The following is a 13,985-nucleotide window of genomic DNA, read 5'->3' as shown; positions in this document are numbered from 1 at the left end:
GCAGCAGCAGCAGCTCGGGCCATGACGTGTGCCTCCTCAGGGATGCAACACGCCAGCCCTCTCGCCTACCTCCCGGGCGCACACCCCGTGCGAGCCCTTCTGCATCTCGCGCAGTCCAACTAGGCGGCCGCGCTGCTCTCGCTCGCGGCGGCGCTGGCGCTCGCCTGGGAGGGCATCATCTGCATCTTCCTGTGGCTGCCGCTGAACATGGTGCTCGCGAGCCTGGGGGGCGCGCTGGCGGGGCTCGTGGGCCACCTGCAGCGCAAACGTGGCGCGAGCACCGGGCGCTACACGGTGGCCGTGCTGCTGCTCCCCTTCCTCATGGCGCCGCTCGAGAGCCAGGTGGCAGCGAGCCGGCAGCTGCGCGAGGTGGACACCGCCATCGACATCGAGGCGCCGCCCGCGGTCGTCTGGCAGCACATCATCCGCGTGCGCGCCTTCCAGCCCGAGGAGCACCGGCCGGCGCTCTCGCACCTCATCGGCTTCCCGCGCCCCGTGGAGGCCACGCTCTCGCACGAGGGCGTGGGCGGCGTGCGCCACGCGTCGTTCGAGCGCGGCGTGGTCTTCGTGGAGACCGTGACGACGTGGGTGCCCGAGCGCGAGCTCGCCTTCTCCATTCGCGCCGACCCCAGCACCATCCCGCCCACCGCGCTGGACGCGCACGTGACGGTGGGAGGCCCCTACTTCGACGTGCTCGACGGTCGCTACCGCATCGAGCCCCTGGGCGCGCGGCGCGTGCGGCTGCACCTCTCCAGCACGCACCGGCTCTCCACCCACTTCAACCCGTACTCGGGCGCGTGGACGGACTTCGTGATGCGCGACGTGCAGCGCTACATCCTCGCCATCCTCAAGGACCGCTGCGAGCGCGAGGCGGGCAGCGGCGCCAGCGCCGCGGGGTGAGCGACCGGCTCAGGCCGCGCGCAGCCTGGGGTCCACCTGCAGCCGCCCCTGCAGCCGCTGCTCGAGCACGCGCAGCGCCTCCATCGCGGCGGCCTTGCTCTGCAGCGTGAGCTCCATGGGCTTGCCCTCGCTCTTGCGCAGCAGCAGCGTGGCCTGGCTTCCGCCGAGGAAGCCCAGCTTCGCCTTCTTCAGCTCCACGCCGGTGAGCGCCTCGAAGGGCAGCTCGAAGTTCTTCGGGTCCAGGGCCCGCAGCTCGTCGAGCGGCCGCGACGCCCACAGCTGCCGGAGCACCGCGCGCTTGCGCTGCACGCGTTTGTCCAGGAAGTGCGCGATGATCGCGCCGATGAGGCCCAGCTGCATCGTGAAGGCCTTGCCCCCGTCGAACTGGCCGCCGATCTTCACTGCGACGAGCCGCTGCTCCGACACGTAGACCTGGTACACGATGCCCGTGCTGAGCGCGGGGGTGTGGAGCGCCTCGAACGACCCGACGTCTTGCTCGACCATGGACTCCTCTTTCGCAGGAGCGCGCAGGAGACCACGCGCCGCCGGGGCGGGGCAAACGCGGGGGATGGGGCTGCGCGGACCCGGGCATGCAATGGTGCGGCAGCTCGCGCGTCTCGCCCTCCATGCCGCCCACCCTGTCCCCCACGCCCCGCCTCCTGCTCGCGCTGCTGCCGCTCACCTTCCTCTCGGCGCAGGCGCACGAGCTCACGCACCACCTGGTGGCCGCGCCGCTGTGCGGAGGCTTCGGGCGGCTGTACTTCTGGACCTTCACCGTGGCGCCGGGCTGCTACGAGGCCCGGCCCTGGGCCGTGCTGGCCACGGCCGCCGGGCCGCTCTTCACCTACGGCCTCATGTACGTGGGCGCGGGGCTGCTCTGGCGCGGGGGAGGCGCGGCCGCGTGGGGCGCGGCGCTGCTCGCGGCGCAGATGCCGCTCGCGCGCCTGGTGACGGTGGCCACGGGCCGAGGCGGCGACGAGGGGCTGGTGGCCCGCGCGCTGCTGGGCGACGCGAGCGCGTGGCGGCCCGTCATCGGGGTGGCTGCCCTCGCCCTCATGGGCCCACCCGTGTGGGCGCTCGCGCGCGCCGCCGCCCCGGGCTGGCCGCGCGCGCGCTGGACGCTCGCGCTCCTGCTGGTGCCCATGCTCTGGAGCGTGCTGCTGCGCCCGCTCGAGACGCGCCTCGACGGGCTCGCGCCCGAAGCCCTGCTGGGCGCGGGCGTGCCGTGGGTCATCGCCGTCACCGACAGCCTCGTGGTGCTCGCGCTGCTCGCGCTGTGGAGGCCGCTCGCGCGCGCGGTGGCCACTGCCGAGCGCGGTGAGGGGGCGTCGGGCACGGCGCCCGGCACGCGCTGAGGTCGCGGGCGGGCCCGGTCCGCGAGTCCCCCCACCCGCTCAGCGGGCAGGAGCCGCGCTGCTCGGCTCCGGCAGCGACGCGGGGCGCGGGCGGGCCGGGACGCCCACGGCGAGGCAGTCCTCCGGCAGGTCGTGCAGCGCCACGGCGCCCGCCCCGAGCGTGCAGCGCGCCCCGATGCGGACGCCCGGGCAGACCGCGCTGCCGAGGCCCAGCATCGCCTCGGCCTCGATGCGCGCCCCGCCGCCCACCTGCACCCCGGGCGCCACCTGCACGAAGTCCCCGAGCACCGCGTCGTGCCCGACCATGCTGTGGACGCTGACGATGGCGTGCGCACCGGCCACCGCGTCCGGCCCGAGGAAGGCACCGAAGAAGACCGAGGTGCCCGCGCCGACGCGCGCCGACGGGTCCACGCGCGCGCCCGGGTCGATCACCGTGAGCCAGCGCGCCGCCGGAAAGCGCTCCACCAGCTCGCGGCGCAGACGGTTGTCCCCGAGGCCGTGCGCGACGTCACACGCGGGGTGCTCGCGAAGCGCGTCGAGCGGCCCCAGCACGGGCACCCCGAGCACCCGCCTGCCCCAGGTGCCCTGCGCATCGTCGAGCAGGCCGACCACCCGGCGCCCGAGCGTCAGGAGGATGCCGAGCACGGACTTCCCGTGGCCGCCCGCACCGAGGACCAGCACGCCCGTGTCATCCCGCACATCCATCGGCGAGAGATAGGGCCGGGGCGCCCCGCCGGCACCTGCACCCGGGTCGCAGCGCGAGGGCTCAGGCCGCGCGGACGCGGTAGTGCACCTCGGGGTCGCCCTGGCTGAAGCCCTTGAGCCGCTCCACCTGCAGCGCCTGGGGACTGAGCAGCTCGAGCCCCGCCTTGGCGAAGCCCATCACCGCGTACTCGAAGTACACGTGCGGATGGGGCACGCCCACGATGCGCAGGTCGGTGGTCTCCGCGTCCTTCAGCTGCACCACCAGCTCGCCGGCGGTGAAGTAGCCGCGCCAGATGGCAGGGCTGAACTGCAGGAAGCGCCGGAACTCGCCGGGGCCGAACATGCCCTTGAGCTGGCCCTGGCCCAGCGCGTAGCGGCCGCTCGCCTCGCCGTAGCGCCAGTACGCCTGCGTGTCGCCGCCCTCGAAGTGCTCGAGCAGCGCGTCGTTGAAGGCGATGAAGGCGGGGGCCGGGATGCGGCTGATGGGCATCACCGGCTGGCCGAACACCGGCTCCTTGCGCGCGAAGTCCGTGAGGAAGGCGCGCCAGGCGGCCTCTCCGTGCTGCTGCATCACGAGCGACTGCCGCGCGAGGAACGCGACGCCTTTGACTTCCATGGCCGGGAGACCTTTCCTGCGCGGGGAGGACTCGACCTCAGCGCAGGCGCGCCGCGAGCGTCAAGGCGTACACCCGCGCACCGCGCGGCCTGCGCGCTACCCCTGCAGCGGCAGGCGCACGGTGAAGCGCGCGCCCCGGCCCGGCTCGCTCTGCACGCCGATGCTTCCCCCGAGCGCCTGGGCGAGCTGCTGGCTCACGTAGAGCCCCAGCCCCAGCCCGCCGTAGTGGCGCTCGGAGACGGCGCGCTCGAACTTCCCGAAGATGCGCGCCTGGGCCTCGGGTGCGATGCCGATGCCCGCGTCCTGCACCGCCACCCGTGCCCAGCCGTCCTGGGCGTCCACGCTCAGGTGCACGGGCTTGCCCGCGCCGTACTTGAGCGCGTTGGAGACGAGGTTCCCCAGCACCTGCTCGAGCCGCAGCCGGTCCCACGCGCCCACCACGGGCGCGGCCGGCGCCACCTCGAGCTGCACGCCGGCCTGCTCGGCCTCGAGCTCGAAGCGCAGCGCCACCTCGCGCACCAGCGCGCCGAGCTCCACCGGCTCCGGCGCGAGCTCGAGCCGGCCGCTGCCGAGGCGGGTGACGTCCAGCAGCGTGTTCACCAGGTCCCCGAGCCGGCGCACCTGCCGCTCCATCACCTCCACGTGCGTGCGCAGCCGCTCGGGCGGTGCGCCGCGCGCGAGGTCGCGCCCGAATCCGTGCAGCCGCATGCGCAGCGGGGTGAGCGGGGTCTTCAGCTCGTGGCTGGCCACGGAGAGGAACTCGTCGCGCAGCCGCACGGCGGCCTCGGCGCCCGAGAGGCTCTGGCGCAGCCGCCGCGCATCCACCCACAGCAGCCGCAGCGTGAGCGCCACGCTCGCGGCCACCGCGCTGACGAGCACGCCGCGCTGCAGCCACAGCGGCGGCTGCGGCAGCAGCGGTGGGGCCACCCCGTCCCAGAGCACCACCCACAGCTCCACGAGGAAGGACGCCACGAGGAAGCGGCTCAGCGCCCGGCCCTCGAGCTGCGGCAGCAGCATGGCCACCGCGGCGAGCGGGATGAGCAGCAGCGCGCCGAGCAGGAAGTGCAGGAAGACGGCGCCCAGCGCCACCATCAGCAGCAGCGCGTAGCCGGTGAGCAGCGCCGCGCGGCGCACCTCGCCCCGCCGGGCGGCGCGGCGCGCGAGCAGCAGCGCCACGACGTACGGGAGCACCGCCACCGCCCCACCCGCGAGCGCCGCGCTGTGCAGCAGCAGGGCGAGCGCGCCGTACACGGCGAAGTACGCGAGCGCGATGGGCAGCATCGCGCCGAGGAACTGCCGCAGCCGCAGCTGCTCGAGCTCGGCGTCGCTGGGGCTTGCACCATCGGAAGGGGGAGTCACGGGAGCGGGAGGGGGCGTACGGGATGCCTCACCGTAACCGCCGCGCGCCCCGGCGGCAGCGGAGCCCCGCGCTGCCCGCCGCCGAAGGTCCGGTTGCGGGCACACCCGCCCCGGGGGACCCGCGGGCGGGCAGGCGGGCCCCGGGAGCGGGGGCTCAGGGTTCGGCGGCACAGCGGATCTCCATCCCGCCGCCCGCAGCGCTGGAACGCGGGCATGCCGTGCTGCAGCGTGGGCGTGTGGTCCAGCCACGCGGCTTGACAGCTGCGCGCTCGGCCCGCCATCGTCGCGCGAGCAACACGGCGGGAGGCACCCCGCCGCGCACCCCTCGTCGCGACGCGCCCGACACCAAGTGCCACGGTGAAACTCGGGGGCGACGCGCAAGAGGTGCCTCGTGCGTGCAACGTTCCTCGCGTTCCGTCTCTCCCTCCTGCTCCTGCTCGGCTGCGGCTCCGGCCTGAGCCCGGCGCTGCTCGCCCGGGTGCGCGCCGGCGCCGCCCGCGTGGAGCGCGCCGCGCCGCTCACCTCGGTGCGCCTCGTCGGCGAGGTGACCCAGCCCATCGTCCTCGTGCGGCTGGACGGGAAGGGCCCCTTCCGCTTCCTCGTGGATGCGGGAGGCAACGTCGTCTCGGTGAACCGCTCCGTTGCGCAGGCGGCGGGACTGCGGGTGCTCTACTCCGGAAAGGGCCGGGAGGTGGTGCAGGTGCAGGCGCTCGAGCTGGGCAGCGTGCGGCTCGTGGACGTGGCGGCCGTGGTCGAGCCGGAGCTCGACGTGGATGGCGTGCTCGGCTTCAACGTCTTCACCGAGGGGCTGCTCACGCTCGACTACCCCGGCCGCACGCTCACCTGGGCCGCGCAGGGCGCCCTCCCCCCGGCCGATGGGCGCGGCATCGTGGACTACGCGCTGCGCGAGCGGATGCCCTACGTGCCCTTCCGGGCGGGAGCGCGCACGCTGTGGTTCAACCTGGACACGGGGGCGCGCGGCGACTTCTACGTGCCGGCGGCGATGGAGTCGGAGCTGCCCCTGCGCGCGCCCGCGAAGGAGGGCCCGCGCCTGTGGAACCAGGCCTTCGGCACCACGGACACCCGCGTGGGCGAGCTCACGGTCCCGCTCGAGCTCGGCGCCTTTCGCGAGGAGCACCCGCACGTGGTGTTCAGCCCGGAGCTGCAGACGGAGCTGCTGGTGGGCAGTGGCTTCCTGCAGCGCTTCGCGCTCACCTTCGATCTCGCGCACCACCGCCTGCGCCTGACCCCTTGAGGCGTCGGCCGCGCAGCGGATCTTCATCCGGTTCACGGGGCCGGCGGCCCCGGCCTGGTTCACCGCGCGCACCTCGAGGGTGTTGAGCCCGGGGTGCAGCTTCAGGGGCAGCGTGTCCCCCGGCACCTGCTTCCACGCGCCGCCATCCACCCGCAGCTCGTAGCGCTGGAACCAGGGCATGCCGTGCTGGAGGGTGAGCGTGTAGTCCGGCTTCGCGGCGAAGAGCGGGCGCTTCGCCAGGTACTGCTCCTCGTTCGTGATTCCGTGCTCGCGCATCAGCTCGGGCAGCGGGCGCCCGTCAACTGCACGCGAGGACCAGTCCGGGCTCGACGCGGCGCGCCGGGCGCGCGCGTCATGCGCCCCCCTCTAGCAGCGCCCGCAAGTCTTCTCCTACCGTGTAGGTGCCGGGCGCATCCGTGCGCGGCAGAGGGGGAAGCACACACATGATGCTCGAGAGAACCTGGGTGCGGCTGCTTGCAGCCGCGGCCTGTTTCGTCTTTGCGGGTTCGGCGTGGGCGCAGGCGGCGCGCACGCCGGTGCCGCTGCCGGAGCTGCCGTCGCGCGAGGCGCTGCACCCGGAGGTGTACGACGCCGACGGCTGCCTCAAGGCGGTGCGGCCCGGCGAGGGGCGCAAGTGCGGCGCGCCGCCGTCGAGGGCCGCCCGCGCCGCGGCACCGCGCGTGCCCACGGCCCTGCGCGGCTACGAGGGCCCCGGCTACGCGGCCGAGGTGAGCGGTGCGGGCGTGGTGCTCGTGCCCGACTCGCTCACGGTGCGCGACTTCGGCACCGGAGGCTGGAGCGCCCTGGGCCTGGTGCGCAACGACACCGCGGCCGCGGTGGGCGTGGCCACGGTGCAGGCGGAGCTGGTGGGCGCGGACGGCGCGGTGCTGGACACCTTGAGCGCGCAGGCGCCGGTGTCGCTGCTGCGGCCGGGTGAGCCCGCCCCCTTCTCGCTCGAGTCGGGCGTGCCGGCGACGAGCGTCGCGCAGGTGCGCTGGAGCGTGCGCGCGGAGGCGCCCCTGCCGGGCGCCACCCGCGACTACCTGGTGCAGGCCGGCTGGGAGCTGCCCCAGGGCGCCCCCAGCTTCCGCGGTGAGCCGCGCCAGGACGCGCCCTACCCCTACGTGCAGAGCGTGGGCTTCCGCGCGCTCGGCACGCCCGCCTCGAGCGTGACGCTCGCGGTGGCGTGGCTCGACAAGGGCCGCGTCGTCGCGCTCGTCACCGAGCCCGCGCCCGAGGACGTGGACACCACCTACGAGGAGGCGAGCGCGCAGTTCGCCCCCGTCACCGTGAGCGGGCCCGATGCGGCCTCGCTGCACACCCTGTCCCGCATCTACTGGGTCTCCGGAAAGTGAGGACCGCCATGCGCAACCATCGACTGCTCTCGCTGTTGCTGCTCGCCCTGGCGCTCCCCGCACACGCCGCCTACCGCTTCGGCAGCGGGCCCCTCGCGGACGCGAAGAGCGCGGCCGCCTCCGGCCTCGCGGCCAACCGGAAGGTGACGGACCTCAAGGCGAACGAGCTCGCGGCGATGCTCATCGCCATCACCTACGACGAGTCCGCTGCCAAGGTGACGGGCGTGCCCTCGCCCATGGCGCTGGGCCGCTTCGACCTGCAGTCCAGCCTCGAGTCCTTCGGCGGCACCCAGCCCAAGTACGTGCGGGCCTTCTTCCACGCCGGCGTCGGCATGTGGCAACTGGACTCCGCGGGCCTCGGCGCGGACGTGGCCGCCCCGGCCGCCGTGGACACCGCGCGCGCCGCGCCCGTGGTGGCGGGCGAGGTGCTGCGCCGCTGGCGCTCGAGCAAGGCCACCACCAAGGCCGGCAAGCGCAAGGCGGCGTGGGGTGCCTGGTACGCCTGCAAGGACGGCGGGTGCGAGACCATCTTCAACGACATCTACGACGCCTCGAAGGACGCGCTCGTCATCACCGAGGACCCGAGCGTCTCGTCCAAGGGCGGCATGGAGTGGCACCGGTGCGCCCCGGCGACCGACACGAAGAGCCCCTTCGACTGCGCGCTCATCGACCCGTCCAAGGCCGAGGGCACCACGGGGGGCTTCACCTTCAAGCCCTGGGAGGGCAAGCCGGGCGTCTCGCCGCTCACCTTCCCCTTCGTCTCCTTCGACCGCAACCGCACCGAGGAGCGGCACTGGCCCAAGAAGCTGACCGGCTACGACACCTTCGTGTCCGCCAAGCGCTCCTTCGGGACCAACGCGCGCGGGGGCCTCTCCTGGGAGAAGCCGCAGCGCATCTGCACCTGGCTGAAGGACTGCACGGACGTGGCGCTCGCCATCGACACCACCGGCTCCATGTGGGACGACCTCGGCGCCGTGCGCGCCGGCGCGTCCAGCCTCGTGTCCAAGCTCATCGAGCCCCCGGACGAGAACGGCAACGTGTCCGAGGGCACGCGCGTGGCCGTGGTGGACTACAAGGACTTCCCCAGCAACCCCTACGGAGACCCGGGGGACTACCCGTACCTGGCGCGCCTGCCCTTCAGCAACCAACAGGCGAGCGTGGTGGGCGCGCTGCCCACGTCCGCGGGCGGCGGCAACGACACGCCCGAGGCGGCCATGACGGCGCTCACCCACACCCTCGACGCGGACGGGCTCACGCCCTGGCGCGAGGGGGACATGGTGGAGCGCGCCATCATCCTGATGACGGACGCGCCCGGCCACGATCCGGACCCCTTCACCGGCGCCTCCACCGGCAGCGTCATCGCGCTCGCGCAGGACGTGAGCGTGCAGACGGCCGCGGCGGCAGCGCTCGCCCCGGAGGGCAGCGTGACCCTGGCGTCCACCACGCTGGCCGCCGCCGCGCCCAGTCTCGGCACCACGCCCAGCCCCGTGCACATCCACAGCGTGGTCATCGGCTTCGACTGGCAGGCGCTCTCCCAGCTCACCTACCTGTCGCACGCCACCGGCGGCGAGGTGTTCCCCGCGGCGACCGCCTCCGAGGTGGTGGACGCGCTCGCGGAGGCCATCGGCACCGTGACCGGACCTCCTCCGGACGATGGCGGCGGTGGTGACGACGGCGGCGGCGGCACCGGCGGCAACCACCCGCCGGACGTCTCGGGCGCGGTGCCCAGCGTCGCGTCGCTGTGGCCGGCGAACCACGACCTCACCGCGGTGGACATCCTCAACGTGCGCGACCCGGACGGGGACGCGGTGAGCATCACCATCACCGGCGTCACCCAGGACGAGCCGGTGCGCGGACAGGGCTCGGGCAACACCGCGCCGGACGCCACCGGCGTGGGCACTTCTCGCGCACAGCTGCGCGCGGAGCGCTCCGGCTCGGGCAGCGACCGCGTGTACCGCGTGCGCTTCGTCGCCACCGACAGCAAGGGCGCCCAGACGGCGGGCAGCGTGCAGGTGTGCGCGCCGCACGACCAGGGCGTGAACACCGCCTGCGTGGACGACGGCCAGTCCTTCGACGCGACGGTGCCCTGAGGCGCGCGTGACGTGACGAGCGGGCGCGCAGGAGGCCTCCTCCTGCGCGCCCTCAGTCCGCGATGCGGAACACGCGTACCGCGCTCGTCCCGGTGCCGGCCGTCAGGAACAAGTAGCTCTTGCCGTCGAAGCCGAGCGCCACGCTGTCGAAGATGCGGGTTGCGCCGACGCCGAGCCCGTTCTGTCCCAGGCCCTGGCAGTCTCCCGGGGCCTGGTCCGCCGGGCAGTCCAGCAGGCCGCGGAAGTCGCTGCGCGCGCTCGCGGTGGGGCTGCTGGTGCGGAAGAGGACGAGGCCGTTGTCCGCGTTGTTGAAGCCCACGTAGAGGTGCGACGCGGTCGCGGCGAGCAGCGTGAGGCGCGTGTTGCCCGCGGTGTCGAACTGCGTGAGCCGCGCGTCGCCGCTGCTGTTGGGTGCCACCAGCGACCAGTCGCCCGCGTCGCAGTCGCTGGCAGCGCCGGTGGCGCCCGGCGAGCACGCGAAGAGCTGCGGCCCCGAGGTGGTGTTGCGCGCCATGTACAGCCGCCCGCCGAAGGGCACCAGCGCCGGCACCGCGCGGTCCGCGGGCTCCAGGTCCGCGCCCGAGGACAGGGTGATGGAGGTGAGCGCCGTGTACGCGGACGCGGTGGGGCGGCAGGTGGCCCAGTCGCCCGGGAAGTCCTTGAAGGGGCGCGGGTCGTTGCGGGTGGTGCGCACGCAGCCGCCGTTGTTCGCGAGGTACAGCATGCCGTTGAGCTCGGCCATCGCGTCCACGCCCACCAGCGCGGCGGGGTTCGCCTTGGCGCCCAGGGTGGTGCTCCCGCCGAAGTACTCGAAGCCGCCGAGCGCCAGGTCCTGCGCGCTGCCGTCGTTGGGCACGTCGAGGCCGGGTGCCACGTCCGGGGTGCGCCGCAGCACGAAGACGCCCGGCCTGTTTCCCGTGGTGTCCGGCACGCCGAGGTAGAGGCTGTTGGCGTAGAAGCGCGCGGCGGAGAGGCCGCGCGCCTGGCCACCGGCGAAGGTGTTCAGATCGACGTAGCGGAAGTCGAGCACGTCGTCCTTGTCGGGGGTCATGTAGAGGTAGTTCCAGTCCTGCGCCTTCGTGCCGGTCGCCGTGAGCCACTCCTGCCCGTTCACGGTGCCGGTGAAGAAGAGCCCGCGGCCGGTCTCGTTGTCCGGGCCGCACTCGGAGGTGTTGAGCGTGCAGCCCGGGCGTCCGATGGAGGGAAAGGGCCCGCTCGAGGTGTTGATGCTGAAGTGGCTCGTCGTGTCCTTCGGGAACGAGAAGGCGAAGCTCTGCGCGCCCGAGCCGTCCGGCAGCATGCGCACGCCGCCGCTGCCGCTCTTGTTGGGGCCCAGGTAGATGCGCCCGTCGTACCTGAAGACGTAGGAGAAGCGGGTGCCGTCGCCGAAGGGGTCGCTGGCCACCTCGGTGGCGCGGCGGATGAGCGAGGTGGTGGCCGTGGAGGCAGCAGTGACGGGGCCGCCGCTGTTCGCGTCCGTGCCGCTCGCGCTGCCGGAGAGCGACAGGGAGCCCTCGGTGGTGGCCGTGTAGCGCCAGGTGAAGTCCTGCGAGGCGCCGGCCGGCAGCGTGGCGGAGGTGGGCGCGGGGCCGCTCACCCGCGTGGCCGTCGCGGTGCCGCCCGGCTGCAGCGCCGAAGGCGCGACGGCGTTCGCCGCCGTGCCGCCGTCGTTGCGCACGGTCAGGGTCACGGTGAAGGTGTCGCCCAGCCCGACGACGCCGGGCGAGGAGAGCGTGGCGGCGAGGCTCGCGGGCGGCTGCACGGCGACGCTCGCGCTGGCGGAGGCCGCGGTGGCGGTGTGGCCGTCCGTGGCGTCGGTGCCGCTCGCGCCCACCTGCAGCGTGGCGGTGCCGCTGGTGCTCGCCCGGTAGGTCCAGCGGAAGCTCTGGCTCGCGCCGCCCGCCACGCTGGCGCTGGCGGGCGTGGGCCCCGAGACGAGGCCGAGGCCCGCGCTGCCGCCGAGCGCAGGGCTACCGGGCTCGACGGAGAGGGCCGTGGCGTCTCCGGTGTTCTGCACCTGCAGCGTGAGGGTGAGCAACTGGCCCTCGCTCACCACCGGTGGCGACGCGGCGAGCGTGGCCACGAGCGCCGCGGCGCGCTCGCCGAAGGGCCCGTCCGTCACGCGGTACGCGTCCTTCAGCGCCACGCGCCGCCCCAGCGGGCCCACCACCGTGAGCGGGTAGAGCCCTGGCGCGAGCCCCGCGGGCACCTGCGCGCGCAGCGTGCGCGCGTCCACCCACTCCACCTCCTGCAGCGCCACGTCCCCGAGCAGGGCCTGGAAGCCCTGATCCAGCCGCACCGGCGCCCCGCCGCTCAGCTGCCGCACGGCGACCGGCTGGAAGTTCTCTCCCTCGATGCGCACCGGCACCGGCAGCTGGCGCACGCCTCGCGCCGGAACCAGGCGCGCGGGGCGCGGGTCCAGCTCGCTTCCCGGCGCACGGCCGCACGCAGCCGCGAGCCACAGCAAGAGCAGCGCAGCCCCGAGCGGGGCGATGGGGAGCGGGGGCCGGGGAGACATGCGCGTACGTCCGAAAGCGCAGGAAAATGACACGTCCGCCGCCCCGCCCGTAGGCGCGCCGTGTCATGGGGCGGGAGGCCGGAGGCGGGTGGCTCTCTTGACAAGCTGCGCCACTTACATGGCCCGCGGGGAGGGGCCGGTGGAAGCCTGTTCACTGGGGCAAGGGGGCGAGGGGCCCGAATTTTCGTGCGGGGCGGGCGCATGACACGATCCGCGCGCCTCCCCATCTCCGCTGTCACTCCCCATGAGCCCTCGCTTCGACCCCTCCCGCGGATGTGTGCTCGTCGTCGATGACGAGGCCTCCGTCCGCTACGTCATCCTGCGGGTGCTCGAGGACCTGGGGGTGAGGGCCGTGGAGGCCTCCACCGCGGCCGAGGCGCGCGCCGCGGCGCAGGTGGAGCGCTTCGCCTGCGCCCTCATCGACAAGAACCTCATCGGCGAGAGCGGGCTGGAGCTCTTGCGCTGGCTGCGCGCGGAGCAGCCCGCGTGCCTCGCCGTGGTGATGACGGCGTACGGCAACCTGGAGAGCTCCATCGAGGCGCTGCGGCTGGGCGCCTGGGACTACCTGCTCAAGCCCTTCGACCTGGACGGCCTCACGCACCGCATCGGCCGGGCGCTCGAGCAGCACCAGCTGGCCGAGGACCACGAGCGGCTGCAGGGCTCGGTGCGCCAGAGCGACCGGCTCATCTCGCTGGGCACGCTCGCGGCCGGCATCGTGCACGAGCTGAACAACCCGCTCACCTACGTGCTCGCCAACCTCGAGTACCTCCATCGCGAGCTCCCGCGCGCGACCGCGGAGGTACAGGAGGCCCAGAGGGCGGGCGACGCGCTGGGGGCACGCCTGCAGCGCCTCACGCAGGTGCTCACCGAGACGCGCGACGGAGCCGAGCGCATGCGGCAGCTGGTGCGCGACGTGCGCACCTTCGCGCGGCCCGACGAGGACGCGCAGCGCAGCGTGGACGTGCGCGCCGCGCTCGAGGCCACGCTGAAGATGGCCAGCCTGCACCTGCGCCAGCGCGCGCAGCTCGAGCGCGACTACGAAGACGTGCCGCCGGTGCGCGGTAGCGAGGCGAAGCTGGGGCAGCTGCTGCTCAACCTGCTCGTCAACGCGGCCCAGGCCATCCCGCCCGGCAACCCCCTGGAGCACAAGGTGCGGGTGCGGCTCGCGCGCGCGCCGGGCGAACGCGTCGTCATCGAGGTGCAGGACACGGGCTGCGGCATCGCGCCCGAGCACCTGCCGCGCCTCTTCCAGCCCTTCTTCACCACCAAGCCCGCGGGCCAGGGCACCGGCCTGGGCCTCTCCATCTGCAAGTCCATCGTGGACGAGCTGGGCGGCAGCCTCCAGGTCAGCAGCAGCGTGGGCCAGGGCACCACCTTCCGGGTGGAGCTGCCGGGCCTCTCCGCCGCCGCGCCCCAGAAGCGCGAGAGCGTGGTGGTGATGGACCGCAGCACCCGGCGGGGGCGCGTGCTGGTGGCGGACGACGACGAGGCGGTGGGCACGGCGCTCGCGCGGCTGCTCGAGCGCGAGCACGACGTGGAGGCCGTCACCCGCGGCCAGCAAGTGCTCGCAGCCGTGGAGGCCGGCGAGCGCTACGACGCGATCGTGCTCGACCTGCAGATGCCGGACCTCACCGGCATGGACGTCTTCGCGCGGCTGCAGCAGGTGGCGCCCGAGCAGGCCGAGCGCGTGCTCTTCGTCACGGCGGACACCTTCAGTCAGGGCGTGCAGGCCTTCACCGAGCGCCACGCGGACCGCGTGCTGGAGAAGCCCCACCACGCCCAGTCCCTCAAGCGCCTCCTGCGCGCGGTGGTGGGCTAGCGCGCGCTGGCGC

11 protein-coding genes are annotated in these 13,985 nt (G+C 74.2%); 6 read left to right on the top strand and 5 right to left on the bottom strand.

The window, feature by feature from the left end; translation table 11 throughout:
- The first annotated feature begins 207 nt into the window (after positions 1–207).
- Entirely contained in the window at positions 208–900 is a 693-nt protein-coding gene (locus FGE12_RS06525) for a hypothetical protein (RefSeq protein ID WP_194797640.1), read from the top strand.
- Positions 901–909: 9 nt separating this feature from the next.
- Here FGE12_RS06525 and FGE12_RS06520 read toward each other — a convergent pair whose 3' ends face one another.
- Positions 910–1,404, bottom strand: a complete 495-nt coding sequence (locus tag FGE12_RS06520) for a hypothetical protein (protein WP_153865465.1) — start codon at positions 1,402–1,404, stop codon at positions 910–912.
- An 86-nt stretch (positions 1,405–1,490) separates the two neighbouring features.
- Here FGE12_RS06520 and FGE12_RS06515 point away from each other — a divergent pair, with 86 nt between their 5' ends.
- On the top strand, positions 1,491–2,255 hold the full coding sequence (locus FGE12_RS06515) for a hypothetical protein (RefSeq protein ID WP_153865464.1): 765 nt from the start codon (positions 1,491–1,493) through the stop codon (positions 2,253–2,255).
- 39 nt (positions 2,256–2,294) lie between these two features.
- Here FGE12_RS06515 and FGE12_RS06510 read toward each other — a convergent pair whose 3' ends face one another.
- From FGE12_RS06510 to FGE12_RS06500, 3 genes are all read right to left on the bottom strand, one after another.
- Complete coding sequence (locus tag FGE12_RS06510) at positions 2,295–2,936, bottom strand: acetyltransferase (RefSeq protein WP_194797639.1); 642 nt, start codon at positions 2,934–2,936, stop codon at positions 2,295–2,297.
- Positions 2,937–3,021: 85 nt separating this feature from the next.
- Positions 3,022–3,576 (bottom strand): hypothetical protein, encoded by a 555-nt coding sequence (locus tag FGE12_RS06505; protein ID WP_153865462.1) that lies wholly within the window; start codon positions 3,574–3,576, stop codon positions 3,022–3,024.
- Positions 3,577–3,672: 96 nt separating this feature from the next.
- Positions 3,673–4,935 carry a sensor histidine kinase gene (locus FGE12_RS06500; protein WP_370458896.1) on the bottom strand — a complete coding sequence of 421 codons (1,263 nt, stop codon included), beginning with the start codon at positions 4,933–4,935 and terminating at the stop codon, positions 3,673–3,675.
- Between the two features lie 391 nt (positions 4,936–5,326).
- Here FGE12_RS06500 and FGE12_RS06495 point away from each other — a divergent pair, with 391 nt between their 5' ends.
- The 3 genes from FGE12_RS06495 to FGE12_RS06485 all read left to right on the top strand — a co-directional run bounded on the left by FGE12_RS06495 (position 5,327) and on the right by FGE12_RS06485 (position 9,635).
- Positions 5,327–6,190 carry a retropepsin-like aspartic protease gene (locus FGE12_RS06495; protein WP_153865461.1) on the top strand — a complete coding sequence of 288 codons (864 nt, stop codon included), beginning with the start codon at positions 5,327–5,329 and terminating at the stop codon, positions 6,188–6,190.
- Between the two features lie 443 nt (positions 6,191–6,633).
- On the top strand, positions 6,634–7,545 hold the full coding sequence (locus FGE12_RS06490; protein WP_153865460.1) for an FxLYD domain-containing protein: 912 nt from the start codon (positions 6,634–6,636) through the stop codon (positions 7,543–7,545).
- An 8-nt stretch (positions 7,546–7,553) separates the two neighbouring features.
- Complete coding sequence (locus FGE12_RS06485; protein WP_153865459.1) at positions 7,554–9,635, top strand: vWA domain-containing protein; 2,082 nt, start codon at positions 7,554–7,556, stop codon at positions 9,633–9,635.
- A 52-nt stretch (positions 9,636–9,687) separates the two neighbouring features.
- Here FGE12_RS06485 and FGE12_RS06480 read toward each other — a convergent pair whose 3' ends face one another.
- Positions 9,688–12,153 (bottom strand): hypothetical protein, encoded by a 2,466-nt coding sequence (locus FGE12_RS06480; protein WP_153865458.1) that lies wholly within the window; start codon positions 12,151–12,153, stop codon positions 9,688–9,690.
- Between the two features lie 244 nt (positions 12,154–12,397).
- On the opposite strand from FGE12_RS06480, the gene FGE12_RS06475 reads away from it, so the two are divergent.
- Positions 12,398–13,972: a response regulator gene (locus FGE12_RS06475; protein ID WP_153865457.1), complete on the top strand. Its 1,575-nt coding sequence runs from the start codon at positions 12,398–12,400 to the stop codon at positions 13,970–13,972.
- The last annotated feature ends 13 nt before the right edge of the window (positions 13,973–13,985 follow it).

Origin of the sequence: Aggregicoccus sp. 17bor-14 (genome assembly GCF_009659535.1) — a bacterium.
GTDB lineage: Bacteria > Myxococcota > Myxococcia > Myxococcales > Myxococcaceae > Aggregicoccus.
This window is presented reverse-complemented; position numbering and strand designations above follow the sequence as displayed.

What these genes read in the sequence shown, in the direction of transcription:
- FGE12_RS06515 (WP_153865464.1), top strand. Translation starts at nt 1,491, where the DNA reads ATGCAATGGTGCGGCAGCTCGCGCGTCTCGCCCTCCATGCCGCCCACC.
- FGE12_RS06475 (WP_153865457.1), top strand. Translation starts at nt 12,398, where the DNA reads ATGAGCCCTCGCTTCGACCCCTCCCGCGGATGTGTGCTCGTCGTCGAT.
- FGE12_RS06505 (WP_153865462.1), bottom strand. Translation starts at nt 3,576, where the DNA reads ATGGAAGTCAAAGGCGTCGCGTTCCTCGCGCGGCAGTCGCTCGTGATG.
- FGE12_RS06485 (WP_153865459.1), top strand. Translation starts at nt 7,554, where the DNA reads ATGCGCAACCATCGACTGCTCTCGCTGTTGCTGCTCGCCCTGGCGCTC.
- FGE12_RS06520 (WP_153865465.1), bottom strand. Translation starts at nt 1,404, where the DNA reads ATGGTCGAGCAAGACGTCGGGTCGTTCGAGGCGCTCCACACCCCCGCG.
- FGE12_RS06490 (WP_153865460.1), top strand. Translation starts at nt 6,634, where the DNA reads ATGATGCTCGAGAGAACCTGGGTGCGGCTGCTTGCAGCCGCGGCCTGT.
- FGE12_RS06480 (WP_153865458.1), bottom strand. Translation starts at nt 12,153, where the DNA reads ATGTCTCCCCGGCCCCCGCTCCCCATCGCCCCGCTCGGGGCTGCGCTG.
- FGE12_RS06525 (WP_194797640.1), top strand. Translation starts at nt 208, where the DNA reads ATGGTGCTCGCGAGCCTGGGGGGCGCGCTGGCGGGGCTCGTGGGCCAC.